A 15,719-nucleotide genomic window follows, 5' to 3' on the forward strand; every position below is an offset into this window, starting at 1 on the left:
CGAGAGGTGAACGATGGAGCACACCACACCGGACGCCGGCACCGCCGACCTGTACGGCCGGGCCGTCGCCACGATCGCCGGCTCGCTCGCCAAGTCGATGCAGGTCGACGCCGACACCATCGGTGAGAACAGCCGGTTGTTCGACGAACTCGGCCTGGACTCCACGACCGTGCTCGAACTGCTGATGACGATCGAGGAGGAGCTCGAGATGGAGTTCGACACCGACGTCCTCGAGCAGCACCACTTCAACACCGTGGGGACGCTGGCCGACTTCGTCCAGGAGCAGGCAGAAGAGCAGGCCGCCGAGCAGGCAGGGGCCTGACCGCCGATGTATCTCACCACGTCTCCCGGCGCGGTCGGCGCGCCGGCGCCTGCCCGGCGGGCGCCGCTGCGCCTGTCGTGGCTGGTCGGCCGGACCTTCTCCGGTGGCAGGCCCTTCCTGCCCGATCCGGTGACGCCGAGCCTGGCCCAGATGCAGACCGACCTCGTGCGCCCGTACCCGGTGGAGTTCCGCCCGGAGCTTCTGGAGCGGGGCGAGCGCAACACCTTCGTCGAGATGACCCAGGAACTGCTCGCCGATCTGCCCCCGTTGGAGGAGCCCCTGGACCTGGTGCTCGTCGCCCACACCGTGCCGGACGCCGATCCGCGCCGCTCCGCGTCCTGCCATCTGGCCGATGTGCTGCCCGGCGACCCGCTGGCCTTCAACCTCTCGGACCAGGGGACCGCCGCCGGGTTCACGGCCCTGCGTCTGGTCTCGGAGTACGCGGCCGCCGACGCCTTCCGGCACGTCCTGGTCGTCCTGCTCGACCAGCGGACCTTCCTGTACGACACCACGGGGGCGCGTGACGTACCGCGGCAGGACTGCGCGGTGGCGCTGCTCTTCGGCCCCGAGGGCCGCGCGGGCCAACCGGTGACGCGGCAACTCGCCGACGTCGCGCCGGACGAGGTCCGCACGACACTCGACGCGGTGCTGAACGAGCCGGCCGGCGCCGGTGCCGGCGGGCCCGTCACGCTCATCACCGGCCAGGGCCTCGACGCCGAACGGTTCGGGCCGGGACTCGACGTGCGTCCCGCGCCGCCGGGCCGTCCCTGCACCGGCCCCTGGGCGGCCCTCGCCGATGTGCTCCCCGAGTTCACGGGGGCCGGGCCCCGCCGCATGGTCGTCGCCGAGTACGACCGCGCGCTGCGGTACCTGTGCACGACCACCCTGGATCTTGAGGAGGGGACATGACCGGCCGTACGGCCGCCACCGACGCATGGATCCGGTACCGGCGGACCGCCCGCCACGACGGCCTCGTCCCGGCGCTGACCCTGCTGTACGAGACCGTCTGCGACGGCGTGCCGCCGCGCGGCCCGGGCGGGCACGTGGTGGCGCCCGCCGGCGTCGCCGGTGCGGACGCCGGGGACGTCGTGACGACCATGACGGTGGAGGACGGCACCGTCGTCGCGTTGCGAAGCCGCCCCGAACCACCGAGCGCGTCCACGACTCCTCGGGCGGCATGGGCGCTGGGCGTGACCTGTCTGCGCTTCGGCCTCTCGGAGCGGCTGCTCGACGCCGTGCTCGCCCACCTCGGCGGCCGTACCGTCGGCGACGCGAAGCTGCTCCACCAGCAGATGGTCAAGGGCGGTGTCGCGGAGGCGGTGATCGAGCAGTTGGAGATCGCGACCATGCTGGCCGGCGCCACGCCGGGCGACCTCGACGACGGCGTCCTGGCCGGCCTGAACGCCCAGATCACCGAGACCGACCGGATGCTGCTTCGGCTGCTCGGCGGTGTGAGCTTCCTGGCGGACGGGCCGGGCCAGGTCGCCCGGGTGTCCGAGCTGATCGCCGACGTCTACTTCGGCCCGGCCCGCGCCGCGGAACACGGGGGAGCGGCATGATCGAGCTGGACGACAGGACACTGGCGATCCGGCGCCAGGCCCGCGCGTGGGCGCAGGAACTCAAGCCCCTCGCCCTGGAGCTCGACCAGGACCCGGACGCGATCCACCGCCATCTGGACGTGGCGATCGTGTCGTACCTGACCAGGATGACGGTGCCGCCCGAGTTCAATCCCGACCCGGTGGTCATCGACGGGCATCCCTTCTACGGCACCGGGACCCTGGAGCGGGTCGTCTTCGCCGAGGAGGTGGCGGTCGGCGACGCCGGCATGCTGCTGGCGGCGCCGGGGCCGGTGATGTCGGGCGTGCTGGTCGATGCCATGGGCGACGAGCAGCAGAAGAAGTGGTTCTACGGCCGGATCATGGAGAAGCCCACCTGGACCTTCTTCGCGCTGACCGAGCCGGACCGCGGCTCGGACGCGGCGGCGATGGAGACCACACTCACCCCGGACGGCGACCACCACTTCGTGCTCCGCGGAACCAAGCGCTACATCGGCAACGCGGCCCGCGCCGACCTGGGCATCGTCTTCGCCCGCACCCGTCCGGGGCCGCTCGGCGTCACCGCGGTCCTCACCGAGACCTCGGCCGCCGGGTTCACCGCCGAGCCCCTGGAGACCATCGGGCTGCGCGGCCTGCGCATCACCGCCGTCACCCTCGACGACGTACGCGTGCCCGCCGACCAGGTGCTCGGCAGGCATCTGCGCGCCACCCAGCGGGGCATGTGGAGCGCGGTGCAGGGACTGAACCGCCTCCGCCCCGGCGTCGCCGCGTTCGGCCTCGGCATCGCACGGGCCGCGTACGAGTACGTCCTGGACAACCGGCGCACCCTGACCGCGGCCGAACGTCACCGCCTCGACCGTCTCGGCCTCCGCCTGACGCAACTCCGCCAGCTCATCTGGCGATCGGCGATCGCCGTGGACGACAACGAGCCCGCCGCCGGCCCCCTGGCCTCTGCGGCGAAGGCCCGCGCCTCGCACCTCGCCGAGGAGGCGACCCTCGAAGCGCTCGGCTACTTCGGCCCCGGCGCCCGCCTCGACCATCCCCTCCTCGACAAACTCGCCCGGGACGCCCGCGGCGTGGAGTTCATGGAGGGAACCGCCAACATCCAGAAGCTCAACCTGTTCACCGGCCTGGTCCAGGGAAGTCTCCGCCGTGATTGACGGCGGCCTCGCGCCGGCGGGACCGGGGGCGGCGGTCAGCTTCGTCGGCTGCGTGGGTCGGGCTGCGCCCACATGAGAGGGATCGGGACGGACGGGTCCGACATGGACGAGCCGAGGGTGGACGTCTGGACGGTGCCGCTTGACGGGTCGTCGGCCACGGTGGCGACGATGTCCCGGATTCTGTCGGGGCGTGAGGCCGAGCGCGGCGCCCGCTGTCGTTTCGAGACCGACCGCAGGCGTTTCATCGTCGCGCATGGAGCATTGCGGCTGATCCTGGCCGGCTACCTCGATGTTCCTCCCGAGGAACTGCGCCTGGAGCGGGGACGTCACGGCAAACCACGGATCGCGGGCAGCTCCGATCTGCGGTTCAACCTCTCCCATTCCGGTGAGCTCAGTGTGGTGGCGGTGACCCGGCACGACGAGGTCGGGGTCGATGTGGACCGGCTGCGGCCCGGCCTGCCGGTCGAGCCGTTCGTCAAGCGCTTCTTCCCCGCGTCCGACGCCCGTTTCGTCACTGCGGCCGCCGAGCCCACGGAACGCGCCGAACGTTTCCTGCGCCTCTGGACCCGCAAGGAGGCCGTGGTCAAGGCCGCCGGCGCACGCCTCACCCAGGGCCTGTCCCTGACGGTTTTCACCGACGCCGGCACCGTCCGCGATCCGTCCGGGCAGATCCACGGCGCCTGGTCAGTACGCGATCTCCCGATGCCGGACGGCTACCTGGCCGCGCTGGCCGTCGCGGGGCCGGCGACCCCCAGGATCTCGGTCAGACATGCCGATCCCGATCCGGGAAGCGCGTAGCCCGAGCGTCTCGACGGCAGCAAGGAGGCTTGCCAGTCATCACCTCTCCTCATCACGTCCTCACATCCGGTGGCGCTTCCGAAGGCAACCGTGGGTGAACCGTCCGCTGCCGGGCCGTCAGCCGCAGCAGTCGCAGCCGGGACGGCAACCGCACGCATCCTCCTCGGTGTCGTCCGACGGCACCGCCGATGCGGCGGGCGAGGCGCAGCAGCCCTCGCCCCGCCAGGCATCGCGGCCTTCCTTGACGGCGATCGCGGCGATCACGAGGGCGGCGACGGGGTCGGCCCACGACCAGCCGAGGGTGGCGTTGAGGACCAGGCCGGCCAGGAGTACGGCGGAGAGGTAGGTGCACAGCAGGGTCTGCTTGGAGTCGGCCACCGCGGAGGCGGAGCCGAGTTCGCGGCCGGCGCGGCGCTGGGCCGCCGACAGGAACGGCATCACGGCCAGCGACAGGGCGGCGATCACGATGCCGGGGACGGAGCGTTCCGCCTCTCCGGTGCCGCCGAGGGCACGGACGGCGTCGATGCCGACGTACGCGGCCAGGGCGAAGAACGAGAGGGCGATGATCCGCAGGGTCGTCTTCTCGCGCGCTTCGAGTACGGCGCGGTCGGCGGCGGAGAACTGCCAGGCGACCGCGGCGGCGGAGGAGACCTCGATGACGGAGTCCAGACCGAAGCCGATCAGCGCGGTGGAGGACGCGAGGGTCCCGGCGGTGAGCGCGACGGCCGCCTCGACGACGTTGTAGGCGATGGTCGCGGCGACCAGCAGGCGTATCCGGCGGGTGAGCGCGTCGCGCCGGGCGGGGGACGGGCCGAGGGATATCGAGATCCCGGATGTCTCGGCGGCCATCAGCAGCAGCCCTTCTCCGCGGCGTCGACGCAGGTCCGGTCCGCTTCGACCGCGATCACGGCGGTGCGCAGATCGTCCAGGGCGTGGCCGAGGCGTTCGTCGGCCAGTTCGTATCGCGTACGGCGTCCGTCCGGCACGGTGACGACGAGGCCGCAGTCCCGAAGGCACGCCAGGTGGTTCGAGAGTCGCGTGCGGGAGACGCCGAGCGCGTCGGCGAGGTCCGCCGGGTAGGCGGGGGCCTCACGGAGCGCGAGCAGGATGCGGCAGCGGATGGGGTCGGCGAGCGCGCGACCGAAACGGACCAGGACCTCGATGTCGGGGGCGAGAGTCAGCACCCCCTCACCGTACAGATAATCCTGAATTCAGGAAACCGTGGATTGTCGCCGGGCGATGACCGACGAGGGTGGCACTGCCAGTGACAGTCTCCGCAGGAGTGCCGTCAAGGGGGATCTGGCTGGCCGGAGCCGTGCACCGGAGTCTGGGGGCATGACCACCGCTGATACCACCACGAGTTCCCCAGTCGAGCAGCCGGGCGCCGTACGGATGACCGGACGTCAGGTCGCCGCCCTGGTGGTGCTCCTGGCTTCGCAGTTCATGATGGCCGCCGACTTCTCCGTGCTGAACGTCGCGCTGCCCGAGGTCGGCACCGCCCTCGGGTTCTCCACCGGCAACCTCCAGTGGATCACCACCACGTTCGCCCTGTGTGCCGCCGGATGCACCCTGGTCTTCGGGCGCGTGGGCGACTATGTGGGGCGTCGGCGCATCTTCACCGTCGGCATGGCCGTCCTCGCCGTCTCGTCGCTCGTCGGAGGCATCGCGGAGTCCTCGACGATGCTGCTGGTCGCCCGTACCCTCCAGGGCCTGGCCACCGCCGCCGTCACGCCCGCCGCGCTCGCCCTGCTCACCACCGCCTTCACCGAGCCCACCCTGCGCACCCGGGCGCTCGGCCTGAACAGCGTGATGATGAGCGCCGGCTTCAGCGTCGGCGCCATCCTCGGCGGTGTCCTCACGGACGTGTTCTCCTGGCGCTGGGCGTTCTTCATCAACATCCCCGTCGCCATCGCGGCGATCCTGGTCGTGCCGCTCGTCGTCGACGAGAGCAGGGCCGAGCAGCGCACCCGGATCGACCTGCCCGGTGCCGTGCTCATCACCCTCGGCCTGTTCGCCGGGATCTACGGCGTGACCCGCGTCGGCGAGGAGGGCTTCGACCTGGTCGCGGGCGTCGCCCTGATCGCCGCCGCCGTGCTGCTGGGCGTCTTCTGGGCCGTGGAGAGCCGCACCACCGACGCCCTGGTGCCGGTGCGGGTCCTGAAGAAGCCCGACATCGCGTTCGGCAACCTGGCCGCCCTGTTCATCTTCGGCGGCGAGACCGCGTTGATCTTCTTCACCGGGCTGTACGTCCAGGACGTGCTCGGTCTGTCGTCCCTCGTCGCAGGTCTGGTGCTGCTCGGCATCGGCCTGGGCCAGATCATCGCCGGCACGGTCGGCCCGCGCATCCTCCAGCACATCCAGCCGCGCACCATGCTCGGGGTCTCCCTGCTCCTCCAGGGCGCGTTCATGCTGCCCGCGCTGTGGGCGACCGCGGACTCGAGCTGGCTGGTCCCGCTGATCGCCACCCAGTTCGTGAACGCCTTCTTCTCCATGACGGCGGCGCTGTCCTTCATGGTCATCGCCACCTCCTCCGTCGACTCCGACATGCAGGGCATGGCGACCGGCATGGCCACCCAGAGCCAGCAGATCGGCATCGCCATCGGCATCCCGCTGATCAGCGCGGTGTTCGCGGCCGTCATCGGGCACGGCACGGTGACCGCCGCCGAGGAACTGAGCGGCATCCACACGGCGATCGGCGTCGCGGGCGGCTGCCAGGTGGTGGTCGGCCTGCTGCTGTGGGCGGCGCTGCGCCGCAGGACGGCCCTGTCCGGCTGAGGACCGGGCAGCGGCCCCACGCGGCCGGGAAGGCGGATCCCCCGTACCGCCGTCCCGGCCGCGTGGCATCGGTCACGCCGCCCCGGGGTGGCATTGCCGATGCCGTACAGGACTTCATAATCGGAAGGATGGAGCACATCGTGAACACGGACCTGGGCAGCTATCTGCGGCAGATGCGCGAGCGGGTGCGGCCGGAGCAGATGGGCCTGCGATCCAGCGGCTCCCGGCGGGTCCCGGGCCTGCGGCGCGAGGAAGTCGCCGCGCTCGCCGGTGTGAGCCAGACCTACTACACACGGCTGGAGCAGTCGCAGACCGCGCACGCGTCGCCGCAGGTCCTGCTCTCCATCGCCCGGGCCCTGCGACTGAGCCCCGACGAGCGGGACTACCTGCTCAAGATCGGTACGCCGGTCCAGAACCCGCAGGAGCCCGCACCCAGCGGGGACCAGGTCAGCCCGTACACGAGGATGCTGGTGAAGTCCCTCGGGAACGTGGCGGCCGCCGTGCTGAACTACCGCTGCGACATCCTCAGTTGGAACTCCCTCTACCACCGGCTGTTCGCGCCGCACCTCGACTTCGACGCACCCGAACGTCCCGAACAGCGCCCGAACATCATCAAGATGAACTTCCTCGACGACAACGTCCGCTCGCTGTACGCCGACTGGGCTACGGAATCCGAGTCGAACGTGACGTATCTGCGGTTCATCTCCGGAAACCACCGGCACGATCCGCAGCTGGCCGAGCTGATCGGTGAACTGACCATCCAGAGTGAGGAGTTCGCCGAACTGTGGTGCCGTCAGCGGGTGTCGAACTGCATCGAGGGCACCAAGCTCTTCGACCATCCGGTCGTCGGCGAACTGGAGTTGATGTACCAGTCGGGGGATCTCCAGGACGGCAACATCCTGAAGTTCTACCACGCTGAGCCGGACTCCCCGCATGAGGCGGCGTTGCAGCTGCTGACGGTGGACCTGGACTCGGTGCACCACCGCTGAACTGCGAAAAGACGGCACCCCGGCCCTCATGGACCGGGGTGCCGTCGGCTGCCGGGGCGGGTCAGGTCCGTCGGATCGCCGTGACTCCCCAGGTGAAGCCCGACCCGGCCGTCGCCACGATCACCAGGTCGCCGGAGCCGATCCGGTCCTCCCGCTCCAGCTCCTCCAGGGCCAGCAGCGGGTCGGCGCCGCCCAGATGGCCGTCGCGTTCGTACTGGAAGACGCTGCGGGAGGCGTCGACCCCCAGCGTGGCCAGATAGGTGCGGTGGGTGTCCTGGTTGCCGTGCGTGACGAGGAAGTAGGCCACGTCGGCCACCTCCTTGCCGATGTCCGTGAGGACTCTGTGCGTCAGGGTGGTGAAGTTGTCCAGGAAGGCCTCGCCGAGGCCGTCCAGCTTCTCGCCGCGCTCGACCTTGATCTCGCCGTTCTTGATCTCGCCGTAGTAGGCGTCCACCCACTGCGGGTCGGTGTGGTGGGCGCCGCCCAGCACCTCGTACCGGATGTCCGGGGTGTCCGCGGTGAGCAGTACGGCGGCCGCGCCGTCCGCGAAGTTGAACAGCTCGATGTAGCCGGTGCCGTACTCCACGAGCTCGCTGAGCCGGTCCGCGATGACCACCAGGGCGTACTTGTGCGTGCCCGCCCGCACCTGGTCGTCGGCGAGCTTGACGGCCACCATGCCGGCGTTGCAGAAGTTGGAGACTTCGTAGCAGTGCGCCTGCGTGATCCCCAGCTCCGCCGCGATCTTGGCCGCGGGCGACCAGAACGGCGTACCCCATTCGCTGGAGCCCGCGTAGAGGACGAGACCGATCTCGTCCAGCGGCACAGGGCTGCGGTCCAGCAGCCTGGCCGCGGCGTCCCGGCCCAGGCCCCAGGCGGTCTCGCCCTCGGCCAGCACCGAGAACTTCCCCGACGGCAGGACCTGCCCGAGTTTCTCCGGGCCGTACCCCGACTCCTGGCTGACCTCGTCGACGCTGCGTTTGCCACTGGGCATGGCCAGGGCGTAGTCGGCTATTCCCACGGGTTCTCCACCTGCCTGTCAGACGTATTCCACGACGGCGTGCGGCACATAGGGCGCCTCGAGCCGGGCCACTTCGGTGTCGTCCAGCTCCAGTTCCAGGGCGGCCACCGCGTCCTGGAGGTGATGCGGCCGCGTCGCGCCGACGACGGGCGCGGTGACCGCCGGCTGTCGCAGCAGCCAGGCCAGGGCGACCTGGGCCATGGGGACGCCCCGCTCGGCGGCGATCTGCGACGCCATCCGGGCGACCGCGCGGTCGGCCTGCTCGGTCGGGCCGTAGAACCGGTCCTGGATCGGGTCGCCCGCGGTGCGCACCGACTCCGTCTCCCAGTCCCGGGCGAGCCGGCCGCGGGCCAGCGGGCTCCACGGGGTGACGCCGACGCCCTCGGCCAGGCAGTACGGCAGCATCTCCCGCTCTTCCTCACGGTTGATGAGGTTGTAGTGGTTCTGCATGCTCACGAACCGCGTCCACCCGTGCAGGTCGGCGACGTACTGCGCCTTCACGAACTGCCAGGTGTGCATCGACGAGGCGCCGATGTAGCGGACCTTGCCGGCGCGCACCACGTCGTGCAACGCCTCCATGGTCTCCTCGACGGGCGTCTCGTGGTCCCAGCGGTGGACGATGTAGAGGTCGATGTGGTCGGTGTCCAACCGGTGCAGGCTGGCGTCGAGTTCGCGCATGATCGCCGAGCGGGACAGACCGCCCGACAGCGGGTTGGCGTCGAGCTTTTCGTACACCTTCGTCGCGACGACGACGTCCTCGCGCCGGGTCAGCTTCTTCAACGCGCGGCCGAGGAACTCCTCGCTCGTGCCGAGGGAGTAGATGTTCGCGGTGTCGAAGAAGTTGATGCCGAGGTCGAGGGCCTGGGCGATGAAGGGCAGGCTCTCCTCCTCGGGCAGCGACCACGGGTGGGTGCCGAGGCCGGGCTCGCCGTAGCTCATGCAGCCCAGCGCGAGGCGGGAGACCTTCAGGCCGGACGAGCCCAGTCGCACGTACTGCAACGCACTCAGCCCTTCACCTGGTCCTGCACCTCGGTCAGCCGGCCCCAGGAGGCGATGCCCTCGTCGAGCGGGATGTCCAGGCTGGCGAGGTACATGGCGGTCATGGCGCTGTGGCCGGCGAGGTGGGTGACCTCGGCGATCTCGTTCTCGGAGTAGTACTCGCGCAGGCCCCGGTACGCCTCCTCGCTCGCCTTGTGATCGACCATGCAGTCGGTGACGTAGCGGACCAGCGCGGCGCGGCCGGCCGGAAGTTCGTCGTACAGGCCGTCCTCGATCGCCTTGATCTCGGTGTCGTCCAGGCCGGCCTTCTTGGCGAGCGGGTAGTGCAGCAGACGCTCGAACTCACTGTCGCGCAGCTTGGCCACGCGCAGCACGATCACCTCGCGGTCCAGCAGGCTCAGCAGCCCGACCGTGAAGGTGCCGCCGAGCGCGAGGTGAGCGGCGGCCGAGTTCTTGGTCAGCAGCAGCGCGCGGGTCAGGTTGGACTCGAACTTCTCGTACACCGCGCGCTGTTCGGGCGTCATGTCGGCGACTTCGGTGAGGGTGACGCGAGGGGACATGCCGGGCTCCTTGTGTCTCGGAGGGGGTTGGTGAGTGAGGGTCATGCGGGTACGGCGGTGAGGGGCGCCGTTGCTGTGTCGCGCACATGGCGGGCGAGGGCCCGGGCGACCGTGTGCACACAGGTCTCGGGGGATCCGACGTCGAGTGGGACCAGGGCGTCCAGGTGACCGTCCGGGCGGACGGCCAACGCATGCGCCCCGCGCGGGAGTTTGCCGAGCAGCAGGCCCGGCGGCCGGCCGCCCAGGTCGACGAGCGCCGCGCCGGACACCTTGGCGTGCAGCGCGTCGACGACCTGCGTCCAGTACTCGTGGCGGTACTCCAGCCCCGGCCACAGCAGGACCGTGAAGCGGTCCACCGAGAGCACGGGCTGGGTGCTCGACTCACGCCAGCCCAGGGGCAGTCGCTCACCCGGCACCAGGGTGCGCCGCCTCGGCCGAGCACCGTAGTGGGTGTCGATCTGGGCGAGCCGGGGAGCGAGGGCCTTCTCCAGGGTCTGGGTCGCGGTGCCCAGCCGGTAGACGGCGTCGCGGGCCAGGGTCTGGCGCCGGGAGGAGTACAGCCCGATCCGGGCGAGCCGGGTGGACAGCGCGGCCACCTGGTCGACGGCCGGCCGGCGTTCGGGGTCGTAGCTGTCGAGCAGTTCGGGCCGGTAGTCGCCGCGCACCACACCGGCCAGCTTCCAGCCCAGGTTGACCGCGTCCTGGATACCGGTGTTCAGACCCTGCGCGCCGGACGGGCTCATGGCGTGCGCCGAGTCGCCGACGAGGAAGACGCGGTCGCCGCCGTATCGGGCCGCCGAGCGGACGTGCGCGGTGAAGACGCCGCTGAACCGCATCTCACCGAGGCGCCGGACCCCGGGAACGCGTTCGGCGAGCAGTGTCTCGAAGAAATCGCGGTCGGGGGTGTCGCCGGTGTAGTCGTCGGGCACGCTCGCGCCGACCCGGAAGACGCCGTCACCGAGCGGCGCCAGCACCATGTTGCCGGTGCGGGTCAGGTAGTAGGCGGCCTCGCTGCTGGTCGTCTCGCCCAGGATCTCGGCGTCGGTGATGGCCAGCCGGGTCCGCAGGGTGCGGCCGGTGAACCGGAAGCCGAACACCTCGCGGACGACGCTGCTGTAGCCGTCGGCGCCCACGACGTAGTCGTAGGCCCGGGTCTCCTCGGTGCCGTCGGGCAGGCGGAGCCGGCAGTCCACGCCGTGCGGATGCCGGGTGCCGTCGAGGAACGTGTGGTCGTAGTCGATGCCGCCGCCGAGCCCGGTCAGGTGCTCTTCGAGGATGGCCTCGGTGCGCCACTGCGGGATGGTGATGGCGAACGGGTAGCCGACGCCCCGCAGCCGGTCGAAGCGGACCAGGCCGATCATTTTCTTGTTCGAGTAGTAGTTCATCTGGTCGAAGTAGTGGCCGCCTTCGACCAGCTTCCGGCCCACACCCACCCGGTCCAGCAGTTCCAGGATGCGGGGCCACAGGATGGTGGCCCGGGAGTGCGGGCTCTGCCTGCGGAGCTTGGAGATCACATCGGCCCGGACCCCGTGTGCGAGGAGCTCGGCGGCGAGCACCATCCCCACGGGACCGGCCCCGACGACGAGGACGCGCGGTCGCTGCATGTCGCTCACCACGGGTCAGGCGTCGAGCGCGCGCAGGCGGTGGACGTACGGCGGGTTGACGAACGCGCCCTCGGTGCGGGCGAGGAAGTCGGCGACGTACGGCTCCTTCATGTGCAGGTCGATGGCCTCCTGGCCGGCCCAGTCCTCGACCAGCACGACGACGTTCGGGTGCTCCTCGGAGCGGAAGGCGTCGAAGCGCAGCGCGCCCTCCTCCTGCCGGGTCGCCTCGCACAGCTCCTGGAAGGCGGCCGCGACCGAGTCCATGCGGTCCGGTACGACGTCGAAGAGAACGGTGATCTCGATGCTCATGTGCGGGTCACTTCCTTGGCGATGAGGTCGTCGAGGTCGACGAAGGTGACAGGTGTGGAGGGCCGGTCGGTCCCGGCGCACTCCCGTGGGTCGGCGTTCCACCGGCCGAGCGCGATCCGGGCACGGCCCCGTGCGGTCCACTCGGCGTCCAGGCAGAGCGCACGGCAGGTGCCGACCATGGCCCGGGGCTCGTCGTCGTGAGCGGCGACGAGCGCTGCGGCCAGCAGGTTCAGCACCCCGCCGTGCGCCACGACGAGGAGCCGCTCGGCGGTCCGCTCCGCGGTGAGCACGGAGTGCAGCGCCCGGCAGAAGCGGGCCCGCGCGGCATGGCCGCTCTCGCCGCCCGGCGGGGCGTACCCGGGGTCGGTCAGCAGCCGTGCCATGGTCTGCGGATCGGTCCGGGCGAACTCGGCGCGGTGCAGCCCGTCGAGGCCGCCGAGATGGCGTTCGCTCAGGCCGTCGATGCGGTGGTGGGGCACGTCGAGCCGGCCTGCGGCGTACGCGGCGGTCTGGGCCGCCCGTGCCATCGGTGAGGAGTAGACCGCTGCCCAGCCGCCGGGCGGCAGTGAGCGCGCGGCCCGCTGGGCCTGCCGTACCCCGTCGTCGTTGAGCGGGATGTCGGCCTGGCCCTGAAAGCGGTCGGCGGCGTTGCGGTCGGTCTCTCCGTGCCGGAGCAGGACGACACGCACGGCTCAGACGGTGCCGGCGGCGGCCGCCGGCGCACCGAGGGACTCGACGGCACGGGCGGCCTCGTCGATGCTCTGCTGGGCGGACAGCACGCCTTCGGCGATCGAGACGCCGAGCCGCTTCTCCAGCAGCAGCGACATCTCCAGCAGGGCCAGGGAGTCCACCGCCAGGTCCTCGAAGACGGTGCTCTGGGCCACCTCCTCCTCCGGTATGTCGAACTTGCCGGTGAGGATTTCGATGATCATCGTGGATACGGAACCGGTCATGGGTCACCTCGAAAACGTGGTGGGTGCGGGGGAGTCGGGCAGGCCGCGACGCTGCGGTCTGCCGGGTTCGGCCGGAGGATCCGGCCGCGGCTCAGCCGATCGGCAGGTCGGGCCAGACGAGGGTGGCCGAGCCCCAGGTGGCGCCGCCGCCGAAGGCGGTCAGCAGCACCCGGTTGCCCTTCGTGAGGGTGCCGTCGGCCAGGGCGTCGGCGAGGGCGAGTGGGATGGAGGCGGCGGAGGTGTTGCCGACGCGCTCGATGTTGAGCACGGCGCGCTCCGGGGGCAGTCCGAGCTGTTCGGCGACGGCGTGGACGATGCGGATGTTGGCCTGATGGCCCACGAGCCGGTCGACTTCGGCGATCTCCCAGCCGGTGCGGGCCAGCACCGTGCGCGAGGACTCCGCCATACGGCGCACCGCGGCGAAGAACACGGACTTGCCGTCCATCCGGAAGTACCGGTCCTCCGGACGGGGCGTCCCGCCCCGGGACCGCTCCTCGGCCCCACCGCCGCGCACCGTGATCAGGTCCGCCATCGAGCCGTCGCTGCCCAGGTGGACGTCCAGCACGGCTCCCGGCTCGGTGCGCTCCCCGGCCCGCAAGAGCACCGCGCCCGCCCCGTCGCCGAAGATCACGGATGTGGTGCGGTCCTCGGGGTCCAGGATGGTGCTGTACGACTCGGCGCCGATGACCAGCACCCGTTCGGCGAATCCCGCGGTCACGGCGGACGCGCCGGCCTGGAGGGCGTAGACGAAGCCTGAGCACACGGCCGCCACGTCGTACGCCGGTACGTCGGTCAGCCCCAGGCGGGCGGCCACGGTCGGCGCCGTCGCCGGGCACGGGCGGTCCGGGGTGGTGGTGGCGACGATCACCAGGTCGGCGCCGCCCCCACCGGCGTTCTTCAACGCCCGTTCACCGGCCGCGGCGGCCAGGTCGCCGGTGCTGGTTCCCGGGTCGACGACATGGCGCCGGGCGATGCCCGTCCGGGTGCGGATCCAGTCGTCGGAGGTGTCCAGCCGCCGGGACAGTTCGTCGTTCGTCACCACGCGCGGGGGCACGAAGCCGCCCACGCCGGCGAGCACGGCCGCTCGGGTCATGCCGCCACGTTCCCTTCCGGGAGCTGGTGGGCGACCGCCGAGCGCACCTGGAGTCCGGCGAGTTCGGCCACGACGTCCAGCGTGCGCCAGGTGCCGCCGCCCATGTGCAGCAGACCGGGTTCGTCCAGCCGGGTCGTCACCGGTATCGCCTCCGTGGGGCGGTCCGGGCGTGAAGCGGTCAGCGTGGTCTGGCGCATCCACAGGGTGTTGCTGTCCTGACGGCGCATGCCGTCGAGGTCGTAGAGCATGATCTGGGCGAGTTGGAGGGCCGTGACAAAGGCGTCGATCATCGACACGGACGGCTGGTGCGCCCCCTCCAGGCCCGAGGCGGGCACCGCGGCGCCGTCCTCGTGGCCGACGGTCAGTGCCGCGTCGGCGCGCAGCGCCCGGTGGTCCACCGCCACGTCTCGGACGAGCTGGCGCCGGGTGGTGAACCCGGTACCGAAGTAGCGGTCCGCCGCCGGGCCGAGGAGGGCGTCCAGACCGGAGTACGTGCGTGCGTCCTGCGCCGTCCCCGTCGGCAGGGCGTGGACGATCTCGCACCGCACTCGCATGGTGCCGATCGTGCAGTCGACCAGGGAGACGGCGCGTCCGGGTTCCCCGACGAGCGGGTCGGTGCGGCGCAGCGTCGCCTCGGCCGGGAGCCGGTCGAGCTCCTCCTGCGGACTGGTGCCGGCCGTCATCCGTACCCTGCGCAGCCAGCCGTCGCGCAGGTCCGCCACGAGACCGGCGAGGCACGCCTCGGCCAACTGGGCGGCCACGACGAGGCCGTCGACGGTGCTGAAGTGGGGGCGCAGATCGGTGCCGGCCGCCTTCTTCGACCAGTCGGCCGGGTAGCTGACGCCCACCGAGGAAGCGGCCCGCCCGGTCCCGTCCGCGCCGCGGGTGAGGCGCAGTTCGCCGATGTCGTAGCCGACCCGGCGAAAGCCACGGCCGAAGAAGCGCTGCTCGGCCGGGCCGAGATGATCGTCGACGGACGCCACCACGGTCCGTTCTGAAGTCGGGGTCATCGGTGCTCCGTTCGTCTGGGTTGGTCCCCTGCCGGCCGCGGTACGGATGCCGTGCGCCCGCCCGGTCTGCGGCCACCGCCGCGCCGGATGGCGCACGTGAGCCGTGCCGTGCAGGTCCGGTTGCCGGAGTCATCGGTGATGACGATCTCGTACGAGGCCATGGCCTGCCGTTCGCTCAGGGGCCGGCACACTCCGGTGACGGTTCCCGAGGAGACCCAGCGGTGGTGGGTGCAGGACAGGTCGACGCCCACCGCGTTGCCGCCGGGGCCCGCGCATAGGAAGGCCGCGAGGGAACCCAGCGTCTCGGCGAGCACGGCGTTGGCGCCGCCGTGCAGAATTCCCACCGGCTGGCGATTGCCGGAGACGGGCATGGTGCCCACCACAAGTCCCGGTTCGCAGGTGATGATTTCAATACCCATGCGCCGGGTGAGTTGTTCGCCTTCGTATGCGCCGTCGACCCGCATCGGGCCGAGCATCAAGTTCGGCATCAAGGTCTCCGTCTGTTTCCGGGGCCCGTACCGGCGGGCCAATCCGAGTCAAACACCGTGAGGTGAGCGGCAACAGGCTCATGGC

Annotated in this window: 19 protein-coding genes; 7 read left to right on the forward strand and 12 right to left on the reverse strand. The window is 71.2% G+C overall.

The genetic code is table 11. The features are described 5' to 3' along the window. Positions 1-13 precede the first annotated feature (13 nt). From ACIHFB_RS22680 to ACIHFB_RS22700, 5 genes are all read left to right on the forward strand, one after another. Positions 14-322: an acyl carrier protein gene (locus tag ACIHFB_RS22680; RefSeq protein ID WP_365272350.1), complete on the forward strand. Its 309-nt coding sequence runs from the start codon at positions 14-16 to the stop codon at positions 320-322. 6 nt (positions 323-328) lie between these two features. Next, on the forward strand, positions 329-1,231 hold the full coding sequence (locus tag ACIHFB_RS22685) for a hypothetical protein (protein ID WP_400127720.1): 903 nt from the start codon (positions 329-331) through the stop codon (positions 1,229-1,231). Further along, complete coding sequence (locus ACIHFB_RS22690) at positions 1,228-1,881, forward strand: hypothetical protein (protein WP_365272355.1); 654 nt, start codon at positions 1,228-1,230, stop codon at positions 1,879-1,881. Before ACIHFB_RS22685 ends, ACIHFB_RS22690 begins: the two co-directional genes overlap by 4 nt. Then, the gene (locus ACIHFB_RS22695; RefSeq protein ID WP_400127721.1) at positions 1,878-3,038 is read left to right on the forward strand and encodes an acyl-CoA dehydrogenase family protein; all 1,161 of its coding nucleotides are present in this window, start codon (positions 1,878-1,880) and stop codon (positions 3,036-3,038) included. The genes ACIHFB_RS22690 and ACIHFB_RS22695 overlap by 4 nt, the downstream gene beginning before the upstream one ends. 102 nt (positions 3,039-3,140) lie before the next feature. Further along, positions 3,141-3,836, forward strand: coding sequence for a 4'-phosphopantetheinyl transferase family protein (locus ACIHFB_RS22700; RefSeq protein ID WP_400127722.1), 696 nt, complete (start codon positions 3,141-3,143; stop codon positions 3,834-3,836). Between the two features lie 117 nt (positions 3,837-3,953). Here the strand turns inward: ACIHFB_RS22700 and ACIHFB_RS22705 are convergent, their stop codons facing one another. Together ACIHFB_RS22705 and ACIHFB_RS22710 are read right to left on the reverse strand one after the other, a co-directional pair. Continuing rightward, the gene (locus ACIHFB_RS22705) at positions 3,954-4,685 is read right to left on the reverse strand and encodes a cation transporter (RefSeq protein ID WP_400127723.1); all 732 of its coding nucleotides are present in this window, start codon (positions 4,683-4,685) and stop codon (positions 3,954-3,956) included. Next, complete coding sequence (locus ACIHFB_RS22710; RefSeq protein WP_365272366.1) at positions 4,685-5,020, reverse strand: metalloregulator ArsR/SmtB family transcription factor; 336 nt, start codon at positions 5,018-5,020, stop codon at positions 4,685-4,687. The genes ACIHFB_RS22705 and ACIHFB_RS22710 overlap by 1 nt, the downstream gene beginning before the upstream one ends. Before the next feature lie 151 nt (positions 5,021-5,171). On the opposite strand from ACIHFB_RS22710, the gene ACIHFB_RS22715 reads away from it, so the two are divergent. Both ACIHFB_RS22715 and ACIHFB_RS22720 read left to right on the forward strand, forming a co-directional pair. Continuing rightward, the gene (locus ACIHFB_RS22715) at positions 5,172-6,611 is read left to right on the forward strand and encodes an MFS transporter (RefSeq protein WP_400127724.1); all 1,440 of its coding nucleotides are present in this window, start codon (positions 5,172-5,174) and stop codon (positions 6,609-6,611) included. Between the two features lie 128 nt (positions 6,612-6,739). Next, a complete protein-coding gene (locus tag ACIHFB_RS22720; protein WP_365272372.1) occupies positions 6,740-7,600 on the forward strand; it encodes a helix-turn-helix transcriptional regulator in 861 nt (286 codons plus the stop codon). 61 nt (positions 7,601-7,661) lie between these two features. On the opposite strand, the gene ACIHFB_RS22725 is transcribed toward ACIHFB_RS22720, so the two are convergent. The 10 genes from ACIHFB_RS22725 to ACIHFB_RS22770 all read right to left on the reverse strand — a co-directional run bounded on the left by ACIHFB_RS22725 (position 7,662) and on the right by ACIHFB_RS22770 (position 15,634). Next, positions 7,662-8,618 carry a ketoacyl-ACP synthase III family protein gene (locus ACIHFB_RS22725; protein WP_365272374.1) on the reverse strand — a complete coding sequence of 319 codons (957 nt, stop codon included), beginning with the start codon at positions 8,616-8,618 and terminating at the stop codon, positions 7,662-7,664. 18 nt (positions 8,619-8,636) lie between these two features. Further along, positions 8,637-9,617, reverse strand: coding sequence for an aldo/keto reductase (locus tag ACIHFB_RS22730; protein ID WP_400127725.1), 981 nt, complete (start codon positions 9,615-9,617; stop codon positions 8,637-8,639). Positions 9,618-9,622: 5 nt separating this feature from the next. Then, positions 9,623-10,177 (reverse strand): carboxymuconolactone decarboxylase family protein, encoded by a 555-nt coding sequence (locus ACIHFB_RS22735; protein WP_400127726.1) that lies wholly within the window; start codon positions 10,175-10,177, stop codon positions 9,623-9,625. Positions 10,178-10,218: 41 nt separating this feature from the next. Further along, complete coding sequence (locus ACIHFB_RS22740) at positions 10,219-11,781, reverse strand: FAD-dependent oxidoreductase (RefSeq protein ID WP_400127727.1); 1,563 nt, start codon at positions 11,779-11,781, stop codon at positions 10,219-10,221. Between the two features lie 15 nt (positions 11,782-11,796). Further along, positions 11,797-12,090, reverse strand: a complete 294-nt coding sequence (locus ACIHFB_RS22745; RefSeq protein ID WP_365272385.1) for a putative quinol monooxygenase — start codon at positions 12,088-12,090, stop codon at positions 11,797-11,799. Beyond that, positions 12,087-12,779 (reverse strand): histidine phosphatase family protein, encoded by a 693-nt coding sequence (locus ACIHFB_RS22750; RefSeq protein ID WP_400127728.1) that lies wholly within the window; start codon positions 12,777-12,779, stop codon positions 12,087-12,089. The genes ACIHFB_RS22745 and ACIHFB_RS22750 overlap by 4 nt, the downstream gene beginning before the upstream one ends. A 3-nt stretch (positions 12,780-12,782) precedes the next feature. After that, positions 12,783-13,043 (reverse strand): phosphopantetheine-binding protein, encoded by a 261-nt coding sequence (locus tag ACIHFB_RS22755; RefSeq protein WP_365272391.1) that lies wholly within the window; start codon positions 13,041-13,043, stop codon positions 12,783-12,785. 91 nt (positions 13,044-13,134) lie between these two features. Further along, positions 13,135-14,136 (reverse strand): beta-ketoacyl-ACP synthase III, encoded by a 1,002-nt coding sequence (locus tag ACIHFB_RS22760; protein ID WP_400127729.1) that lies wholly within the window; start codon positions 14,134-14,136, stop codon positions 13,135-13,137. Then, positions 14,133-15,146, reverse strand: a complete 1,014-nt coding sequence (locus tag ACIHFB_RS22765; RefSeq protein WP_365272397.1) for an AvrD family protein — start codon at positions 15,144-15,146, stop codon at positions 14,133-14,135. The genes ACIHFB_RS22760 and ACIHFB_RS22765 overlap by 4 nt, the downstream gene beginning before the upstream one ends. Further along, on the reverse strand, positions 15,143-15,634 hold the full coding sequence (locus ACIHFB_RS22770) for a hotdog fold thioesterase (protein WP_400127730.1): 492 nt from the start codon (positions 15,632-15,634) through the stop codon (positions 15,143-15,145). The genes ACIHFB_RS22765 and ACIHFB_RS22770 overlap by 4 nt, the downstream gene beginning before the upstream one ends. Positions 15,635-15,719 lie beyond the last annotated feature (85 nt).

Source organism: Streptomyces sp. NPDC051963 (assembly GCF_044593495.1).
Classification (GTDB): domain Bacteria; phylum Actinomycetota; class Actinomycetes; order Streptomycetales; family Streptomycetaceae; genus Streptomyces.